Here is a 16,645-nt window from a genome sequence, read left to right on the forward strand (position 1 = left end):
CTGCCAGGCGGGTAATGCCCTGTGGGGATCTATATTCTTCAAAACCGTGTGTGCGAAGCACCTGCCTGCCCGCTAAAACTTCGCAGGACAGCTAAGCGCATTTTATTCGGGTGTCCGCCTGAAGATTTTCCGTGCCTAAGAAGATTTTTTGGGCACGGGCAACTTCGTTGCACACCCCGGTGAAACCCGCTGCGCTGACCCAGCACTCACTTTTCCATTTGTTTGCTTGTGATGAAACCGAAATTATTAAAGTGAGTGCTGGGTGTTTCACGGGGCGAGCGGGCGGCTCTGCCGCTCACGGTTGGGGAGTACGCTTCAAGTCTATTCTCGATGGCGATTGCTGGCATCCCCTGAATGGATACGTTATCTTTGTATAAAGAGGATGATCTTGACTGTCCCCCATGAATTATGTTCAGTATTCCCTATTCCCTATATGTATATAATAAGTGCCAGTCTGAGCACCCCAGTCTCTTAAAATATGTCCAGGTCAACAGTGGAAAACCGCATCCGGGCAGTGTCAGCCATGAGCAGGTTCCCTCGCAGGATAGGACTTACGCCGGTCATAATCCTGACGAGTTCGCCGGCCTGAAGGGATGCAGCAAATGAAGCCACAGGGGCCAAAACTCCTTGTTCATCCTCCACAGAGTTGGCTGCCTTACCCATGAACTCTCCAATCCCAGATTCACCCGGCCATGTGGTGCATACCAGAGCGTGCCACCCGGCAATTCCAGCTGAGACCAGGGGCAAGTCAGCAATTCTGGCCATTTCCAACAGTTCCTGGCGGTAATCTGCACCACCCAGGCAGTCTGCTACGGCCTGAACAGAATCCAGCAGATCAAACCTGACGAAATCCTCAACAGCCACAACTTCCACCAACGGATTGATGGCGAGGGCTCTTTGCCTGGCCGCCAGGGCCTTGGATTGTCCCAGGGTTTCGGATGTGGCCAGAATCTGCCGGTTGCAGTTGCTCTCTTCAAATACATCCGGATCGCAGGCTACAATTTTACCCACTCCCATGCGCACCAGGTATTCACAGAGATTGCCACCCAGCCCTCCGCACCCGACTAAAAGTACTGCCGATCTGGCCAGGCTGATCTGATCCGTTAAACTCAGGGCGTGGTTGTTCCTCTGATAGCGCAACGGGATTTCCCCTGCCTCCATGGCCAGCAGAACCTCTTCCTGGACTATGTTACCTGATTTGTGTGCACGGTTGAATATTTCCCGGTCTGAAATATAAGTTTGTATTGGCTGCTGGATCATATTACTTACATAACTCATTGTATTCGTGAATTTCTATTGAATATAATATACAAAATTTACAGCTTATTTGTAGATTCAATTGACTGTTTGAAGATCTGTTTACTTTGATTTATAAATAAGTATAGTTGTAAAAATATTTCTTATGTCCATTTTTTCATCCACCACAAATATAAGGACACAAAGATACTGAATCCCTGTCCGAAAGCCTGGTTTTCAAGTTAGCTAGTTTACCGTTAACAAAAGCGAGCATGACCTGATCCTCACTAAGCCCTAAGTACTTCAAAAGATCTGCCAGGGTGGAATCACTGGACACTTGAAAGTATTCAGGATTATCTGGTGCATATTTTTCCAGAATTGATTCCAGGTTCAATTTTATAGTGATGGATTTTGCATGAAAGCAGGGTTCGTAAATTGCATTATTTGACTTGTTTTTTTTCATATAACCTAGTCCAGAATAAGGTCTTGCAGAATTCTTTTGGTCGGATGTCTTTTTAGAGTAATGGCTTGCAAAAAGTCAGTTTGTCAAGCTTAAAAGACAGCAGTCTAAATAAATAATTTATAAAAGTTAAAAAGTTACAATGACAATCTTAAATGTTTAACAATATTTATTGGCTATTTGCAGTTACATCTTGCTAGTTCTTATTCAATTGTGTAGGATGTTATACAAAAAATATCGCTGTCATGATATTAGGGAGGCCCAATGCTTTTTAAATTCTTCACCTTGCAGGTACGAATTATATCTCGAGCAAGAATATCTGACGAGTCATACCGGGGCAAGGGCTGGTGAGCAGATGAAAGCGAAGCATCAGGCAGAAGACTCAATTCTGTACACGCGATGACCAAAGCCTGCGCACCTTGCGTTTCCAGGCTGGATACGGAACTTTCAAACACAGGAAAGGCCAGGTCCATTGCCCCTTTTTTGATATCCTTGATAAGAACCATAACCCTGTCCTGGCAGGCCGTCTCAGGGTAGACCACCCTCACCCCGGACGCAGCAAAAGCCTGTTGGTATAGGCCTGTAAGGATCAGTGCAGTGGAACCCAGAATGCCCACCTTGTCTATCCCAGGCTGTTGTCGCAGAACTTCCTGTACTGTAATTTCAATCAGGTTGAGCATCGGAATGGACACTGCACCCTGGATATCCTGAAAGTAGTAATGGGAGGTATTGCAGGGCATGGCTAGAAAGTCAGCGCCCCAGGCTTCCAAACATCTGGCCATGTCCTGCAATTCCGGCACAGGACTCTCCCCTGCACCATCGATAAGCGCCTTGATCCGCGAAGGAACTTTGGGATTGTTGTCCACAATACAGCGGATATGATCAGCATCGTCCAAAGCCGGAGTCAAACGGATCACACGGGACATCAGGTCCACAGTGGCTTCTGGTCCCATTCCGCCGATGATGCCGACGATCTTTTCCTGGTTTACATCTTGCATATTATTGTTAAGATAACCATTCAGAGGGGTGCCGGATACGGGTCTGCGGCGATATTGCCAGAAATCACAATTGACGCCTTCCTGAACGGCAACGCCTTGATCATCTTCGAACTCAGGTATCGACTCATCAATGCTTCATTCCACCGTTAGCCAGCCAATCCAAACTCAATCTATACAGCGTTCCCTTGCTGGGCACACCTTTCTCATCCCAGCCCATCATAGCATAGTACAGGTCCACGGCCTGTTGAAAGGAATCCGGAGAAATGGCCTCACCCTTGAGTACACCGTCGGGCAGGGGTTCGAACATCCGCCGGAAGAGCTTATCGTCCTTGCTGTCCATTCCCTGGCGGACATTGAACATCCTGGCCAGGACTATGGAGCGCTCGGCCACAAGCATCAGTTCATGCACACTGGTTTGCCAGCCGGTTATGGCTTCCACGGCTTCACATAATTTGTCATAGGTCATGGAAAACAAGGGAGCCACAACAAAGTTGCACAGCCCCAGGGTATTGTTCATGGCCCAGGTCTTTTCCCCGGCAATAAAGTAGCGCACCTTTTCCGGACCGGTGTCCAGGGCCTGAGGCGCAACGAAGATGCCCAGCGGATTAACCAGCTTCACCCCTTCGCCCTGAAAGGGAACCTCGTGAGGGGCCTCGATATGATCAGCACCTGTCGGCGACAGGGCAAAGCCCAGACCGACGCCTGTCTTTCCCCTTGGATCATGAAAGGCCGGCTCCTGTCCCTTGACATGAAAAGCATACTCTTCAGCACCTCTGCCAATGGCTGCAGCAGCCCTTTTTACACCCTGGGACAAAATGTCGCCGATGCCCTCCCGGGCACCGATCTTTTCAATGAGATCCAGCATGCCTTGTGCGTCATCGAACTTAAGCTCTGTACCTCCCAGATCACCGGCGGACAAAATGCCCTTTTCCGCCAGTTCCATGGCGAAAGACACCACAGCCCCGGTACCCACTGTATCCAGGCCCAGTGCATTGCAGCGCTCATGTCCCTTGCAGACCGCATTCAGGTCTCCCACCCCGCACATGGAGCCCAGTGCGGCCAGGGTTTCATATTCCGGTCCCCCATACCGTTTTTCTTCTGTGTTGTTCACCCTGCGTTTGCAGGCAACAGCGCATTTATAACAGGTATGAGTGCCTTTGCTGACTTTCTCATATCCTTCCCAACCCAGGCTGGAAGCATCCTCAAACTGGCAGTCCCTCCAGTTACGGGTAGGCAGGATACCCGAATTCTGCTGGGCCATTAGATGCTGCACCGTTCCGAACTTGCGCATGTTAATGCTTGGCATATGCTCTGCAATCCTTTTGCGATGCCATTTGCTGATCTCGTCCAGCTTATCCGGGTCAGCCAGGGACATGTTTGCCGAGTCTCCACGCACGGCCACTGCTTTTAGATTTTTAGATCCCATGACCGCTCCCATGCCGCATCTTCCGTTGGCATGAGCCAGTTCATTGATTATACAGGCCAGCCGGACCATGTTCTCGCCGGCCGGACCGATGGAGGCAATACGGATTTTCTTTTCCCCCAGCTCATTCTTTATTGTGTCCAGTGTGGGGGCGTTTTCCTTGCCCCAGATATGAGCGGCGTCGCGCAGTTCAACCTGACCATTATTGATCCACAGGTATACAGGCTGGGGAGATTTTCCCTTTAATACCACCGCATCAAAGCCGGCATGCTTGAGTGCCGGTCCCAAATAACCAGCCGCCTCGGACTCTCCAAAGCCGCCGGTTAAAGGATTCATGGCTGCAACTGTATAGCGGTTGAAGCCGGATATTCCGCTGCCGCAAAGTACCGATGCCGCAAATACCAGAACATTGTCCGGCCCCAAGGGATCAGCCTTCGGCGGAATTTCCTTGAGCATATACCAGGATGCAAGGGACCCGCCGCCCCAGTAGGTGCGGTACCAGGCCTCATCACGCTCATCCACGGACCAGGTCTGGTTGGTCAGATCCACGACCAGTATTTTTCCGTTGTAACCAAAGGGCATTTGAAGACTCCTTTAATGGTTTTGTCAATTAAGAAAAGTCATAGTTTTAAGGTTTTTAGCAATAATAAAATGGCTGGCTTGAAATGGCAGTCAGGGCCTCCAGCCTCGCAGTCTGGGAAATTATTAACCTTCTACCTGCATTAATTATCTTTCCTGAATGTCGGCATATAGGCATACAGCGCGGGGGAGCCACCGGTATGCAGGAACAGGACATTGCTGCCCCGTGGAAAATGTCCGGAACGGACCAGATCCAGGAGTCCGGCAGCTGCTTTACCCGAGTAGACCGGGTCAAGTAAGATAGCTTCATGCTTAGCAAAGAGGCGAACCGCCTCGACCATGGAGTCCGTGGGAAGGGAGTAGCCGGGGCCGACATACTGGTCGTAGCAGACGACCGCCTCCCTTGGGATGGACATCTTCATTTCCAGCTTTTGTGCAGTCTCCTCAGCAAGGTTGTAAACAATGCCTTCCTGGACATCCTTGGGTCTGGAGACGTTGATTCCGCTGACCGGAATATTTGCATTCGTGCCGATCATGCCTGCAACCATGCCGGCATGCGTACCTGCGCTGCCTGAGGGCACGACGATGTGGTCGATGTCCTGGTGCCCTGCATTCAACTGGTTCATGATCTCTTCTGCGCAAGCCACATAGCCTAGGGCGCCTATGGGATTGGACGCTCCTCCGGGGACGATATAGGGTTTTTTGCCATGGGACTTCAATTCATCCCCTTTTTTGCGCATTTCGGCCATCATGTCCGAACCGCCGGGAACAACCGAGATGCTATTCACATCCAGCAGATGGAACAAAAAATTGTTTCCATTGTTTTCAGGATGATAAGTTCCCTTAACCCTCTCTTCCAGTATCAGGTGACAATCCAGATTTTCCTTGCAGCACCAGGAGGCCGTCAGCCTGCAGTGGTTGGACTGGACCGCCCCGCAGGTAATTATCGTATCCGCTCCCTGCTCCAAAGCATCGGCCAGGCAGAATTCCAGTTTGCGGGTCTTGTTTCCCCCTCCAGCCCCTGGAAGCAGATCATCGCGCTTGACAAACAGATTGACCTCCATCCCCAGGAAAGTGCTCAGGTTTTCCATAAACTCGATGGGTGTTGCTTCCTCCAGGTAAGCACGACGGGGATATCTGGTAAAATTCATGATAGTCTCTCCTGTTTTGCAAATGTTTAAGGTTGCAGTTACAATCAGTCGCGTGGACCGTAAGATTTATTCGAGCTACAGATAACTCTTTGACTTTTCTGTTCCCTGTCATCTGTTTTGGCAGTTCAACACTCGAAAACTGCCTCAATCTCAATATCCGCGCCCAGTGGAAGGGCCGCTACCTGAAAGGCCGTCCTTGCGGGATAGGGCTCCTTGAAAAACTGGGCGTAAACCTGATTTACGGCCTGAAAATCGGCCATGTTGGTCAGAAACACCGTAACCTTGATCGCCCGATCCAGGCTCGTGCCACCGGCCTCGGCAATGTTTTGAAGATTTCGCAGGCATTGTTCAGCCCGGACCTGGATGGAACCCTGGAGCATATCTCCTGTTTCCGGATCCAGGGGCAACTGGCCTGAGGTAAAGAGCAACGATCCTAAAGCTACTGCCTGGGAATAGGGTCCTACTGCTTGAGGAGCCTTGCTGGTGTGAATAACGGTTTTTGACATGCGATTCTCCAATGATGGTTAAGTTAAATTATCAAGTTGAGGTTCAGTACCCCAGGATAGTTGGCAGCCACAGCACGGTTTGAGGAAAAAAGACCATTAAGATGATCATACCTATGGTAACAGCACAAAATGGCAGGGCCTTCCAGGATATTTCTTCAAGAGTGACATTGGCGATACCTGAGGCAATGAACATATTTTCCCCCAGAGGAGGTGTGGAAAAACCCACACCGCAGCAAGCGACCAGAATGACGCCGAAGTGAATAGGGTCTACTCCCAGAATGGTCATAACCGGAAGCAGGACTGGAGTGACAATCAAGATAAGGGCCAGGGTTTCCATGAACATGCCCAGAAACAGCAAAAACACGACAACCAGAATTAGAAGAAGATGGACGTCCGAGGTTATGCTCAGCAACTGCTGGGCGATGAGATCCGGGATCCGGTTCTCTACCAGGATTCTGCCGAAGGCGAAGGCCGTGAACATAATGATCAGCACGCGCCCGGTCAGCCAGGAAGTGGTGGTCAGGGATTTTTCCAGGCCTGCAAAGGTGATCTCCCTGTAGATGAAGATGCCCACGAATAAGGTATAAAAAATAGCTACTATGGCTGCTTCCGTGGGTGTAAAAATTCCGGAATATATCCCGCCCAGAATGATCACCGGTGCCAGAATGGCCCAGAAACCACCCTTTACAGCCAGCAGGAAACGACGCAGGGAAAATTCCTCCATGTCTTCACTGTAATTGGTTCCCCGACAGAGCAGAAAATGGACTATGATCAACCCCATGGCGATCATGAGGCCTGGGATGACCCCTGCCAGAAACATTTTGGTGATGGACTGCTGGGAGGTTACACCATAGATGACCATGGGAATGCTGGGGGGGATAATGATACCGATTCCCCCGGCACTGGCCGTGGCTGCGCCGGCATAGCCCTTGTTGTAGCCCTTCTTGATCATTGCCGGAATCATCAGCATGCCCACGGCTGCGGTAGTGGCCGGGCCGGATCCGGAAATGGCTCCAAAGAATACGCAGGACAAGGTTGTGGTGATGGCCAGACCGCCGCTGATCTTGCCTACCATGGTCTCCGCGATGTGTACCAGCCGTTTGGAAATACCGGCGCAATCCATCAGTGCTCCGGCCAGGACAAAGGCAGGCAGAGCCATGATGGGAAATGAGTTGACCGAATTGAAGGCGATCTGGACAATACTGGAGAGATCTGTTCCCACATAAATGAAGGTGATCATGGCTGAAACGCCCAGCGCTACGGCAATGGGACTTCCCATTAGCAGCAGGATGACGAAATACCCGAAGAGGACGGTTGCTGGTGACATGATGAGCTCCTTTTAGTTACCCGACTTCTCGGCCAGTTTTGTCATGGCCTCAGCGTCAACCTTGTCAACATCGCCCATTGCCTCTTTTTTGACATGCATAATGTAATTAACCTGTATGATGCGTAAGCTCATCAAGGTGAAGCTGATGGGAAAGATATAATAGAGATAGGCCATGTTCCAGCCCAGTGCCGGGGAATGAAAGGCAAATAACTGCATATTGTTGATGACCTTGATGCTTTCATGTATCATGGTCACATTGAAGCCGATCCAGATGAAATCAGTGAAGATTTGTGAAAATTTGCCAATCGCCGGACGAAACAGTTTAAACTGCATTGTAACTCTATTGTGGGCATACAGTCTGGCAGCATAGGACGCCCCAAAGAAAACGAACCATACAAAACAAAAACGGGAAAGTTCTTCGCTCCAGGGCAGGACAATACTGAATGCTGCGCGCAGGAATATCTGGAAGAACAAAACGATGACGAAAAAAGACAGCAGGACCACACAGATGTATCGTTCCAGGTTGTCGAGAATGTGCAATATTTTTTTGGCCATAAGGATTTCTCCAGGCGGTGTATCTGTTTAGCGCTTTGCATGTGGCATGGGGACTGGCTCTTCCGGGACCCACTTGTCCCAAAAAATGAGATATTTTAAGCACAAAATGATGCTCAAGTGGGGCCCGGAGTGCCTGTCCCTTGCTTTCCTTAAAAGCGCTAAACAGATACAAGGCGGTTAAATGAACACAGAGGGTCATAGCTCCAACACTTGCTGTTTAGGAGAAGGTGTCGCTGCAGTATCAGCAAGACAGCCTGTCATATGTATGGATGTTTGCACGACAATGAAAAACAACTCTGAAAATATGGAGAAATGACCCCTCCAAGGTTCTGCTTCCCTGGAGAGGTCAAGGACAGAGGCTACTTGCCAAGGTGCTCGCGCATGGTGTCGATGACTTCTTTCCCGCCGACAAAGTCGTAATACTCAGGCCAGACTTTTTCCATGGCTATTTCCCGCCATTTATCCTCGTCTTCCAGTTCGCACACCTCAACGCCTTCGGCCTGCATAGCCTCCTTGGCTTTTTCGGCTTCTAAAACCTGAAAAAGCAAGCCGTACTGCTGGGCCTCGATCCCGGCTCTGGTAATGATTTCCCTGGTCTCATCGTCCATGTTCGCCAGGGTGTTTACGCCGATAATCATGGGTTGCAGGGAATACTGGTAGTGGGTTTCACTGATGTAGTCCTGCACCTCGTGAAACTTCATGGTGTGGTTGACTATGTAGGGGTTTTCCTGTCCGTCCACAACTCCCTGCTGCAATGCGGTGAAGGTTTCTCCCCAGGCCATGGGGACCGGGTTGGCACCCCAGGCATCAAAGGCCGCTATGATGACCCTGTTCTGAGGAACACGGATTTTCATACCCTTGATATCCTCCAGATTGCAGACCGGGCGGCGGGAATTGGTCACATAGCGGAAGTTGGAGTAGGTCCAGCCAAGGATCTCAAATCCGCCTTTTTCTTTACTGATCTCGTTCCAGTAGTTACCCAGATAGCCGGTGGTAGCCTTGACAGCATCGTAGTGGGTTTCAATAAGGTAGGGATAACTCAGAGCTGCGTACTGGGGTATAAAAGGCGCCACGTTGCCCACGGCCACGATGGCTACTTCCAGTTGCCCCATGCGGACGTTTTGGAGCATCTCCGGTTCCTGACCGAGGACGCCGCCAGGAAAGAGTTCAACCCTGATTTCACCATTGGACAACTCTTCAACGACTTCCTTGAAACGCTGTGCGAATGCGCCCTGGTCCGAATCAATGGGATCTCCCATACCGAGCCTCATAACCTGCTGAGCCGAAGCGCTGCTTGCCATCATACCAAAAAATACACATAAACATACAGCCATCAAAATAATTCTTTTAAACATTCCAATACCTCCACAACGTTAATGGTTTACTTGTCTCATCTCCGTCAAAAGATGAATTCAGAGATGATACCATCGCTTGAAGTATTTCACCTCCTCTATTTTTCAGTTAATGTTAAATAACTATGGGCAATCAAATATCGTAAAAAATCTATGAATTTAGATTTACTATGAAAAAAGAATACTAGCCTGAAACTTTTTTGTACACCGCAGTAAGCTGACTTGCATGCGATGAGTATCAGTTTAGAACTGTAAATTTGTACAAGATTGATTTTTTCAGTTGTCTAATTTTAAATTCTGAAATAATCTCTATATACATTTATAACGTCGGTCTTTGTGACATTACGTGGATTAGTAAGCTGCATTCCTGACGACAATGTTTCATCCGCCATTTGGGCCAGCTTTTCCTCATTTACAGCCGATCTATCTACAGTGAAATTCATAGAAAGGTCATCAAGGAGCCGCTCTATCGCGAATACAGCAGATTCCGCCTGCTCCATCATCCTGCTTCCAGGAGCAGCACCCTCCAAAAGCAGAGCCATCTCCCTGTACTTTTCCGGACATGCCAGCAGATTAAATCGCATAACCGCAGGCATCAGCACAGCACATGCCGTACCGTGCGGCAGGTGAAAATGGGCCCCCAGCGGGGAGGCCATTGCATGGACCAGGCCGAGCCTGGCGGTATTGAATGACATGGAACCCATTGCACTCGCCTGGAGCATGGCTCCAGCGGCTTCGGTATTGGAGGGATCGGCGACAAATCGGCGCAGATACTTGCCCACGAGGTAAAAGTTTTGCCGGCAATACGCATCAGTGATGTGCGTTGACCACTTGGAAACAAATGCTTCAGCACAGTGAGAAAGCGCATCCATGCCGCTTGCCGCAGCTACATTGGAGGGGAGGCTTTGGAGCAGGTGCGGATCAAGTAGAGCGACTTTGGGAATTTGCATGCAGCTGCGAAAGGAGAATTTGTAGTTACGCTCCTCATCGTAGAGAACCGCGCCAAAGCTGAGCTCGCTGCCGGTTCCTGCCGTAGTGGGAACGGCTATCGACGGCAGTGGCGGGTTGCAGTACTTTTCAGGACCCTCATAGGCAGGCAGTGGGCCCTCGTTTGTGGCCAGGCAACCAACGCCTTTTCCCGTGTCCATGGTACTTCCACCACCGACCAAAAGCATAATGTCGCATTGTTCGCTTTTTTGCAGTTCTGAAGCTTTCATCACTGAACTCAGCGTGGCATTCACTTCCACCTGATCGAAGACAACATACGGCAGATTTTCCTTCTTCAAAGACTCCAGCACTCCCTCCAGCAATCCTGCCTTAGCCACTCCTGGATCGGCAACAACAAGGACTTTACTGCAATTGAGCGCCTTGACCTCTACGCCTGCTTCAGCCGTAATCCCGGCACCAAACTTGATTTTAGTGGGACAATAAAGATCAAACGGTTTTTCTAGACTCATGACACACTCCTTTTTCGTGCAATGTGGTTTAGTGATCGCGCACATCATTAACTAATATGATTTTTGAAGACTTGAAAATCCCAGTTCTCCCTCGGGAAGAATTTTGTGAGTCTCCAATCACATGACCGGGCATGACCTTCCATGCCCTCAACCCTGGAAAGACGTGAGGCGACAGCACTGAAGCGCTTGCTGGCCTCTGTGTCGATCTCCTGATATGTACTGATTTTCAAAAATTTGTGTACACTCAGACCTCCGCTGTGTTGCGCGGCCTTTCTTGTGGGTAAAATATGGTTTGTTCCAGAGCACTTATCACCGTGAGCAACCGAACTACCTTCTCCAAGAAAGAGAGAGCCGTAGGATCGGAGGCTCTCCAGCCACCAATCCGGATCTGCGGCTAGAATCTGGACATGTTCAGGGGCATAGGTATCGCAAACTCGACATATCTCGTCCCGGTTGTTGCAGAGTATGATTTCACCGAAGTCAGCCCAGGCGGTTTTTGGCACATGGGGATCCGGCATGTCCGCTATTACCCTTGGCACCAGGTTCAACACCTGATATGCTAGATCCCGGCAATCAGTGAACAGCCAGACAGGTGAATCCGGGCCATGTTCAGCTTGAGAAACAAGGTCGATGGCAATGGTCATGGGGTCCGCACTGCGGTCAGCGATAATCGCTGACTCAGTTGGACCTGCATACACATCGATCCCGCATGTTCCATCTCCTGCCAGCAGAGCCTTGGCCTCGGCCACGTAAGCATTGCCTGGACCAACCAGAATGTCAGCCGGCCTGTTTGTAAAATAACCATAGGCCATGGCCGCAACTCCCTGTACACCACCGAGTTCAAGAATCACATCCGCTCCGGCAAGATCCATGGCAAAAGCCACAGCCGGGGCGATACTCTCCTCTCTGGGAGGAGAGCAGGCAACAACAAAAGGTACTCCAGCAGCCTTAGCGGTAGCCACGCTCATTATGGCCGAACAGGCATGCGCGAATCGGCCTCCAGGTACGTAGCACCCGGCGACATCCACCGGCAGAACCCGTTGCCCCAGACGTACACCTGGATGAGGACGGACCTCGAAATCTTGAATGCTTTGGCGTTGCATCCGGGCAAAATTGAATACCTGGTCATGAGCAAAACGGATGTCGGTCTTGACCTGTTCCGGAACCATGGCAATCAACCGCTCCTTCTTTTCCTCCTGAAGCACGAAGTCTGTCGACCAGCCATCGTATTTTGCAGCCATCTCACGGACAGCGGGCTCGCCCCGTGTTCTGATGTCATCCAGCAGAAAGGTGACTGCCTCCCTGATCCTGGAGTTACCGTATGCTAATGACTTTTTTGCTTTTTTAACTAGTTCCATCGGGCGATGCTTCCAGCTGTTCAACCTGCATGAGTTCAGTTTTTCTAAAATACAATCAGGTCCCATCCAGTATTGTTAATGCCTTGAGTATCACTTAGCGGCTGAAAAAATTGTTGTCAATATTTTATAAAATTTTTTTTAAAATTTTTTATTTTTTTAAGGTTAAATTTTTCTTAACTTTGCAATCTTTTTGATGTAAATACCCTTGTCATATCTGCATTAAAGCAAATCTGTTTATCCTTAACAAGTCGTACTGACCGATAGGCTGGAGAGTGTTTGTGCAACCCAAATGTGCTTTCGGGTGGTGAAAAAAATGGAAGATAATAACTGTGAAATGAAGTCACTGGTGGCATATCAAAGGATCAGAGATATGATCATTTCCAGGGAAAAATTCCCCGGAACGCGCCTTGTTATCTCTGATCTGGAGGATGAACTGGGAATAGGCAAAGGGCCGATCAGGGAAGCCTTAATGCGTTTGGATCGTTCCGGTCTTGTGCGGAATATTCCTTATAAGGGTGCTGTGGTGGCAGAGGCTCCGCGAATGCGGGAAATTGAAGCCATATATGAAATGCGGGCCAAGCTGGAAACGACCCTCGCCTTAGAGGCCATGGAAAATGTGGATGAGCAAGACATTGCCAATCTGGAATCCATACTGTCTGAAATGGATCCAGAACTGAATCTCCATGAGTTATACCATCTGGATCGCTATTTCCATTCCCAGCTTTACGGATATTCAAGGTTACCCCATCTTTGCCTCGTAGTGGACAAGCTGATGGAGTCCGTAGACATTTTCCTTATCAATCGTCCTCGCGGCAGCAAGTATTTAATCCAGATGCAGGCTCAGCACAATCAGATTATTGATGCTCTCAAAAATAAGGATGAAACCATGCTCAAAAAGAGTTTGAAGCACAATATCAAGCATGGGTTGAGGCTGATCAAAAAGGCTTATGGTCCTTATATGCACCATTAGTGTTTGGGCTTCAAATATGAAACCCGGAAGTCGAAAAAACTGCCTTAAAATATTTACAGAAGGTACTCAAGGAAGCTGGAATATGTAATCTGGCCAGTTCTCTCGATGACCTTAAAGTCCCGCCTGGGAACAGGCTGCACAAACTTGCAGATGATCGTGAAGGACAGCATTCAATAGCTATAAAAGGGTTACGCGGGGACAGTCCCCTGGGCTTGTGCCATTAGCCAACACCATGCCCCCTGAATGGTTACGGAGACGGGAAGCTCTTACCTGTCCCCCATGTCCCACTCTCACAGGTGCTTTTGCGTCAACTGCTGCAAATCTCGTTCAACCAAAGAGTCTTCTGGAGGGAACAATCCAGATACCTGGGTCAGCAGCTTTCCTGACTTCCCTGCCCCGGTAGACAACCAGTCCTCCACGCCATCTATTGCCCAGTTTTAAAGCCACATCCTGCATGGTCCGAAAGTCTTTTGCATAGACTTTATCCCGGGACTTGATCTCTACTCCGGTTATACCGGCAGGGGTCTCTATTAATAAATCCAGTTCCCTCCCGGAGCGGGTTCGATAGAGATTTCTGACTAAGGTAGTCTTGCCGGTTTGCCTGGCCCCGGTGAGCACTGCGATCCGCTTTCTGGACGCTTCAGGCAGGGCTTGTTTTAAAAAACGAAAGCGAAGTGAATTTATTTGCATGCTCGTATATTAAGCTGTAAAATTTACGACGTCAACGGCAATTTTACATTCAATTTCTGTAAATATCGGCAAAGAGATCACCTCCCCGGGCTGTGTATCTCCTGACATTTTCAGCTGATCCATTGACATTCGTTATTTCGTAACCATTCAGGGGGACCTCGGTGTTGGCTGATGGCACAAGGCCAGGGGACTGTCCCCGCTAAGTGATGATTATGATGCATCACAAAATTTCGCGTCTGTACTTTTCCGTTGTGCAGTAAAAGTGTCGCGGGGACTGTCCCCTTGGCCGGTATCTGCCCCCTGAATGGTTACGTGCGCTTCATTGCCAAATGGCTGCCATGATGCAGGTGCAAAAAACCGGTGCTTCAGGCTTGAGCCCCTGGCCCTGCCCCGGCAGGGCGGAGCACTGTATGTCCAGCTTCAGGACCAGAAACCGAATCCGGCTTCGGGTTTATCTCTGATTATGCCTTCTTCAGATCTTCAATAATCTTTTGCAGCTACCCGCACTGTTTTGCCGGGTCAGACATCGCCTGAGCCGACGAATTCATGGCATCAGTGTTTTCCCTGGAAATGCGATTCACATCTACCATGCTCTTGTTCAGTTCCTCGCTGGTAGAGGACTGCTCTTCAATAATCCTGGCGGTCCAGGCTGCGGTAGTTGATGGCTTCACTCAGGTGGGCTGTACTGATATGCTCCTGGCCTTCCAGATCGGCAACGGTCCTGGCCAGACGCAGAATCCTGGTATGTGCCCTGGCGGACAGGGCCAGACGCTGAACAGCCACCTCCAGAAATGCATGCTCTTCCTGGCCCAGGCTGCAGAATTCAGACAGCCATTTGCCCGAAAGCTGGCTGTTGGTCAGAAAAGGCAGGTCCTGGTATCTTTTCTCCTGAATCTGCCTGGCCCTGTTGATGCTGGCCTTCATCTCCCCTGAATCCATGGAACTTCTGGCCTTTTTCAACTCTTCATAAGGCACGGAAGGCACTTCTATATGCAGATCAATGCGGTCCAGAAGAGGACCGGAGATGCGGTAGCGGTAACGCTGGATCTGGGTGGGTGTGCAGGTGCAGGGATGCTGATCATGAGTAAGATACCCACATGGGCATGGGTTCAACTCTTGCAAACAATTCATCATCACCAAAACACCTTGAAATAGTTATAAAACCACCCTTCTGGCACCTGCCCAAACCGATCCTGAAATCACTCGGACTCCCCAAAAAGGCAACCTACACCCCAAGCGAGGTTGCAAAAGCCCTGGGTGATCACATTGATGTCATGCGTAAACGCTTACTGGCTAGTATATATCCTGAGCCGAAACTTTACAAGGGGAAAGGGCATAGGAGGTTTACGGCCAGGGAGGTGCTGAGGATGGCTGAGATTAAGGAAAGGATCGGGCTGGGATTTGATCTAAGGGTAACAAAGTAGAATAATGGACATATAAGATAAGCCAAAACCCTTTTGAGCAGAGAAGTAGATTGTCAACTAAACATCATTTGGCACCTGGGCTAATAGATCATCTAAATAATCAATAAGGCCATCGAAGAACTGAAGAAGGATTCCTTTGATTTGCTGGAGACCGTAGTTAGCACCTTTAAAACATAGATAAAGGTCATCAGCCGTTGAAGTAAAAAAATACTGGTAATAATCCTCAATAAGCGGATCATTGTTAATTGCCCTGAGGCTTCCCCCTGTCAGACCGAAAAGGCTTTACCCTATAGCAAAAAAACCGTGCCAACGCGACGGGCTTCTTGAACAATGGATTGAAAAGACCTTGCAGGTCGTGTAAAAGGCAGGTTTGGGGTCGGACCTAATCAAGTTATTGAGTTGATTGTATAAATATCCTCTATATAGTCTAAAATTGGCCTTAGAACGCCCATTTCGATGCTCAAAAACCAGTTGTAAGCAAATATGCCCAGAGCCAACAGATATTTTTTGCCTGATCATGTATGGCATATTACCCATAGATGCCATAAAAAGGAATTCTTGCTTAAATTCGCCAAGGACCGTAGCACATGTGTGAGCGCCAACCTGAATATGTCTTAATTATGCCGGTTTGAAATTGTTTATATCTTATTCTTGTATCTTCTTCTAAAAGAGAAAAGAAAAAATATTTTTTATTTTGTCTTCTTTTCTGTCCTTCTTTTTCTTCCTCTTCTTCTGTCTTGCCGTTACTGCCTTCTTTGCCTGTCTGAGGCAAAGGAGGCTAAGTTCTTGGGCCGTAAACAAAGCCAACAAGTTGTCTGCCTGCACTGTGGCGAAGCCTTTTGTCCCGACTATCGAAACAGGGGCAAGCAAAAATACTGCTCCAAAGTGCCTTGTCGGGCAGCCAGTAAGAAAGCCAGTCAAAAGGCCTGGCTGGATAAGCCTGAAAACAGGGATTATTTCCGGGGGCCGGCCCATGTGGACAGGGTCCGGAACTGGAGAAAGCAAAATCCCGGATATGCCAGGCGCAAGACCACTGCTCCCAGGAAAACGTTACAAGATCACTGCCTCCAAAAAAGCGTTGAAAATCAACGTGTTGAGGAAACGTTACAAGATCACTGGATCACGCAACCATCTGTTATTATAGGACTAATCTCCTCCT

The 16,645-nt window shown here is 49.2% G+C and carries 17 protein-coding genes; 2 read left to right on the top strand and 15 right to left on the bottom strand.

The annotated features are described in order from the left end of the window. Positions 1-471: 471 nt before the first annotated feature. The 11 genes from DTHIO_RS08055 to hisD form a co-directional block, all read right to left on the bottom strand. On the bottom strand, positions 472-1,260 hold the full coding sequence (locus DTHIO_RS08055; protein WP_050775164.1) for a HesA/MoeB/ThiF family protein: 789 nt from the start codon (positions 1,258-1,260) through the stop codon (positions 472-474). Positions 1,261-1,414: 154 nt separating this feature from the next. Continuing rightward, complete coding sequence (locus DTHIO_RS08060) at positions 1,415-1,699, bottom strand: MoaD/ThiS family protein (RefSeq protein ID WP_008869823.1); 285 nt, start codon at positions 1,697-1,699, stop codon at positions 1,415-1,417. Between the two features lie 248 nt (positions 1,700-1,947). Next, the gene (gene cuyB, locus DTHIO_RS08065) at positions 1,948-2,694 is read right to left on the bottom strand and encodes a cysteate racemase (RefSeq protein WP_008869824.1); all 747 of its coding nucleotides are present in this window, start codon (positions 2,692-2,694) and stop codon (positions 1,948-1,950) included. Positions 2,695-2,821: 127 nt separating this feature from the next. Beyond that, positions 2,822-4,699: an aldehyde ferredoxin oxidoreductase family protein gene (locus tag DTHIO_RS08070; RefSeq protein ID WP_008869825.1), complete on the bottom strand. Its 1,878-nt coding sequence runs from the start codon at positions 4,697-4,699 to the stop codon at positions 2,822-2,824. 140 nt (positions 4,700-4,839) lie between these two features. Then, complete coding sequence (gene cuyA / locus DTHIO_RS08075; RefSeq protein WP_008869826.1) at positions 4,840-5,847, bottom strand: D-cysteate sulfo-lyase; 1,008 nt, start codon at positions 5,845-5,847, stop codon at positions 4,840-4,842. 125 nt (positions 5,848-5,972) lie between these two features. Further along, the gene (locus DTHIO_RS08080) at positions 5,973-6,353 is read right to left on the bottom strand and encodes a RidA family protein (protein WP_008869827.1); all 381 of its coding nucleotides are present in this window, start codon (positions 6,351-6,353) and stop codon (positions 5,973-5,975) included. Positions 6,354-6,396: 43 nt separating this feature from the next. Continuing rightward, entirely contained in the window at positions 6,397-7,680 is a 1,284-nt protein-coding gene (locus DTHIO_RS08085; protein ID WP_008869828.1) for a TRAP transporter large permease, read from the bottom strand. A gap of 12 nt (positions 7,681-7,692) precedes the next feature. Further along, a complete protein-coding gene (locus tag DTHIO_RS08090; RefSeq protein WP_008869829.1) occupies positions 7,693-8,235 on the bottom strand; it encodes a TRAP transporter small permease in 543 nt (180 codons plus the stop codon). Between the two features lie 359 nt (positions 8,236-8,594). Then, positions 8,595-9,494 carry a TRAP transporter substrate-binding protein gene (locus tag DTHIO_RS08095; RefSeq protein ID WP_208596390.1) on the bottom strand — a complete coding sequence of 300 codons (900 nt, stop codon included), beginning with the start codon at positions 9,492-9,494 and terminating at the stop codon, positions 8,595-8,597. Between the two features lie 383 nt (positions 9,495-9,877). After that, positions 9,878-11,044 carry an iron-containing alcohol dehydrogenase gene (locus tag DTHIO_RS08100; RefSeq protein ID WP_008869831.1) on the bottom strand — a complete coding sequence of 389 codons (1,167 nt, stop codon included), beginning with the start codon at positions 11,042-11,044 and terminating at the stop codon, positions 9,878-9,880. A 47-nt stretch (positions 11,045-11,091) separates the two neighbouring features. Further along, on the bottom strand, positions 11,092-12,402 hold the full coding sequence (hisD, locus tag DTHIO_RS08105) for a histidinol dehydrogenase (RefSeq protein ID WP_008869832.1): 1,311 nt from the start codon (positions 12,400-12,402) through the stop codon (positions 11,092-11,094). Between the two features lie 313 nt (positions 12,403-12,715). Between hisD and DTHIO_RS08110 the strand changes: the two genes are divergently transcribed. Further along, positions 12,716-13,372, top strand: coding sequence for a GntR family transcriptional regulator (locus DTHIO_RS08110; RefSeq protein ID WP_008869833.1), 657 nt, complete (start codon positions 12,716-12,718; stop codon positions 13,370-13,372). Between the two features lie 327 nt (positions 13,373-13,699). Here the strand turns inward: DTHIO_RS08110 and DTHIO_RS08115 are convergent, their stop codons facing one another. From DTHIO_RS08115 to DTHIO_RS08120, 3 genes are all read right to left on the bottom strand, one after another. Beyond that, positions 13,700-14,062 carry a DUF4143 domain-containing protein gene (locus tag DTHIO_RS08115; protein WP_144311489.1) on the bottom strand — a complete coding sequence of 121 codons (363 nt, stop codon included), beginning with the start codon at positions 14,060-14,062 and terminating at the stop codon, positions 13,700-13,702. A 497-nt stretch (positions 14,063-14,559) separates the two neighbouring features. Beyond that, a complete protein-coding gene (locus tag DTHIO_RS21395; protein ID WP_153305064.1) occupies positions 14,560-14,733 on the bottom strand; it encodes a hypothetical protein in 174 nt (57 codons plus the stop codon). After that, entirely contained in the window at positions 14,690-15,184 is a 495-nt protein-coding gene (locus DTHIO_RS08120) for a magnesium chelatase subunit ChlI family protein (protein WP_244156340.1), read from the bottom strand. Before DTHIO_RS08120 ends, DTHIO_RS21395 begins: the two co-directional genes overlap by 44 nt. On the opposite strand from DTHIO_RS08120, the gene DTHIO_RS21085 reads away from it, so the two are divergent. Further along, positions 15,166-15,486 carry a MerR family transcriptional regulator gene (locus DTHIO_RS21085; RefSeq protein WP_144311490.1) on the top strand — a complete coding sequence of 107 codons (321 nt, stop codon included), beginning with the start codon at positions 15,166-15,168 and terminating at the stop codon, positions 15,484-15,486. The genes DTHIO_RS08120 and DTHIO_RS21085 overlap by 19 nt on opposite strands. A 663-nt stretch (positions 15,487-16,149) precedes the next feature. On the opposite strand, the gene DTHIO_RS21400 is transcribed toward DTHIO_RS21085, so the two are convergent. Next, positions 16,150-16,491, bottom strand: a complete 342-nt coding sequence (locus tag DTHIO_RS21400; protein ID WP_153305065.1) for a hypothetical protein — start codon at positions 16,489-16,491, stop codon at positions 16,150-16,152. Positions 16,492-16,645 lie beyond the last annotated feature (154 nt).

It is taken from the genome of Desulfonatronospira thiodismutans ASO3-1, from assembly GCF_000174435.1.
Lineage (GTDB): Bacteria > Desulfobacterota > Desulfovibrionia > Desulfovibrionales > Desulfonatronovibrionaceae > Desulfonatronospira > Desulfonatronospira thiodismutans.

Coding starts and splice junctions, on each gene's coding strand:
- DTHIO_RS08085 (WP_008869828.1), bottom strand. CDS start 7,680: ATGTCACCAGCAACCGTCCTCTTCGGGTATTTCGTCATCCTGCTGCTA.
- DTHIO_RS21085 (WP_144311490.1), top strand. CDS start 15,166: ATGGGTTCAACTCTTGCAAACAATTCATCATCACCAAAACACCTTGAA.
- DTHIO_RS08060 (WP_008869823.1), bottom strand. CDS start 1,699: ATGAAAAAAAACAAGTCAAATAATGCAATTTACGAACCCTGCTTTCAT.
- DTHIO_RS08055 (WP_050775164.1), bottom strand. CDS start 1,260: ATGATCCAGCAGCCAATACAAACTTATATTTCAGACCGGGAAATATTC.
- DTHIO_RS08070 (WP_008869825.1), bottom strand. CDS start 4,699: ATGCCCTTTGGTTACAACGGAAAAATACTGGTCGTGGATCTGACCAAC.
- DTHIO_RS08115 (WP_144311489.1), bottom strand. CDS start 14,062: ATGCAAATAAATTCACTTCGCTTTCGTTTTTTAAAACAAGCCCTGCCT.
- DTHIO_RS08095 (WP_208596390.1), bottom strand. CDS start 9,494: ATGGGAGATCCCATTGATTCGGACCAGGGCGCATTCGCACAGCGTTTC.
- hisD (WP_008869832.1), bottom strand. CDS start 12,402: ATGGAACTAGTTAAAAAAGCAAAAAAGTCATTAGCATACGGTAACTCC.
- DTHIO_RS08090 (WP_008869829.1), bottom strand. CDS start 8,235: ATGGCCAAAAAAATATTGCACATTCTCGACAACCTGGAACGATACATC.
- DTHIO_RS08100 (WP_008869831.1), bottom strand. CDS start 11,044: ATGAGTCTAGAAAAACCGTTTGATCTTTATTGTCCCACTAAAATCAAG.
- cuyB (WP_008869824.1), bottom strand. CDS start 2,694: ATGCAAGATGTAAACCAGGAAAAGATCGTCGGCATCATCGGCGGAATG.
- DTHIO_RS08110 (WP_008869833.1), top strand. CDS start 12,716: ATGGAAGATAATAACTGTGAAATGAAGTCACTGGTGGCATATCAAAGG.
- DTHIO_RS08080 (WP_008869827.1), bottom strand. CDS start 6,353: ATGTCAAAAACCGTTATTCACACCAGCAAGGCTCCTCAAGCAGTAGGA.
- cuyA (WP_008869826.1), bottom strand. CDS start 5,847: ATGAATTTTACCAGATATCCCCGTCGTGCTTACCTGGAGGAAGCAACA.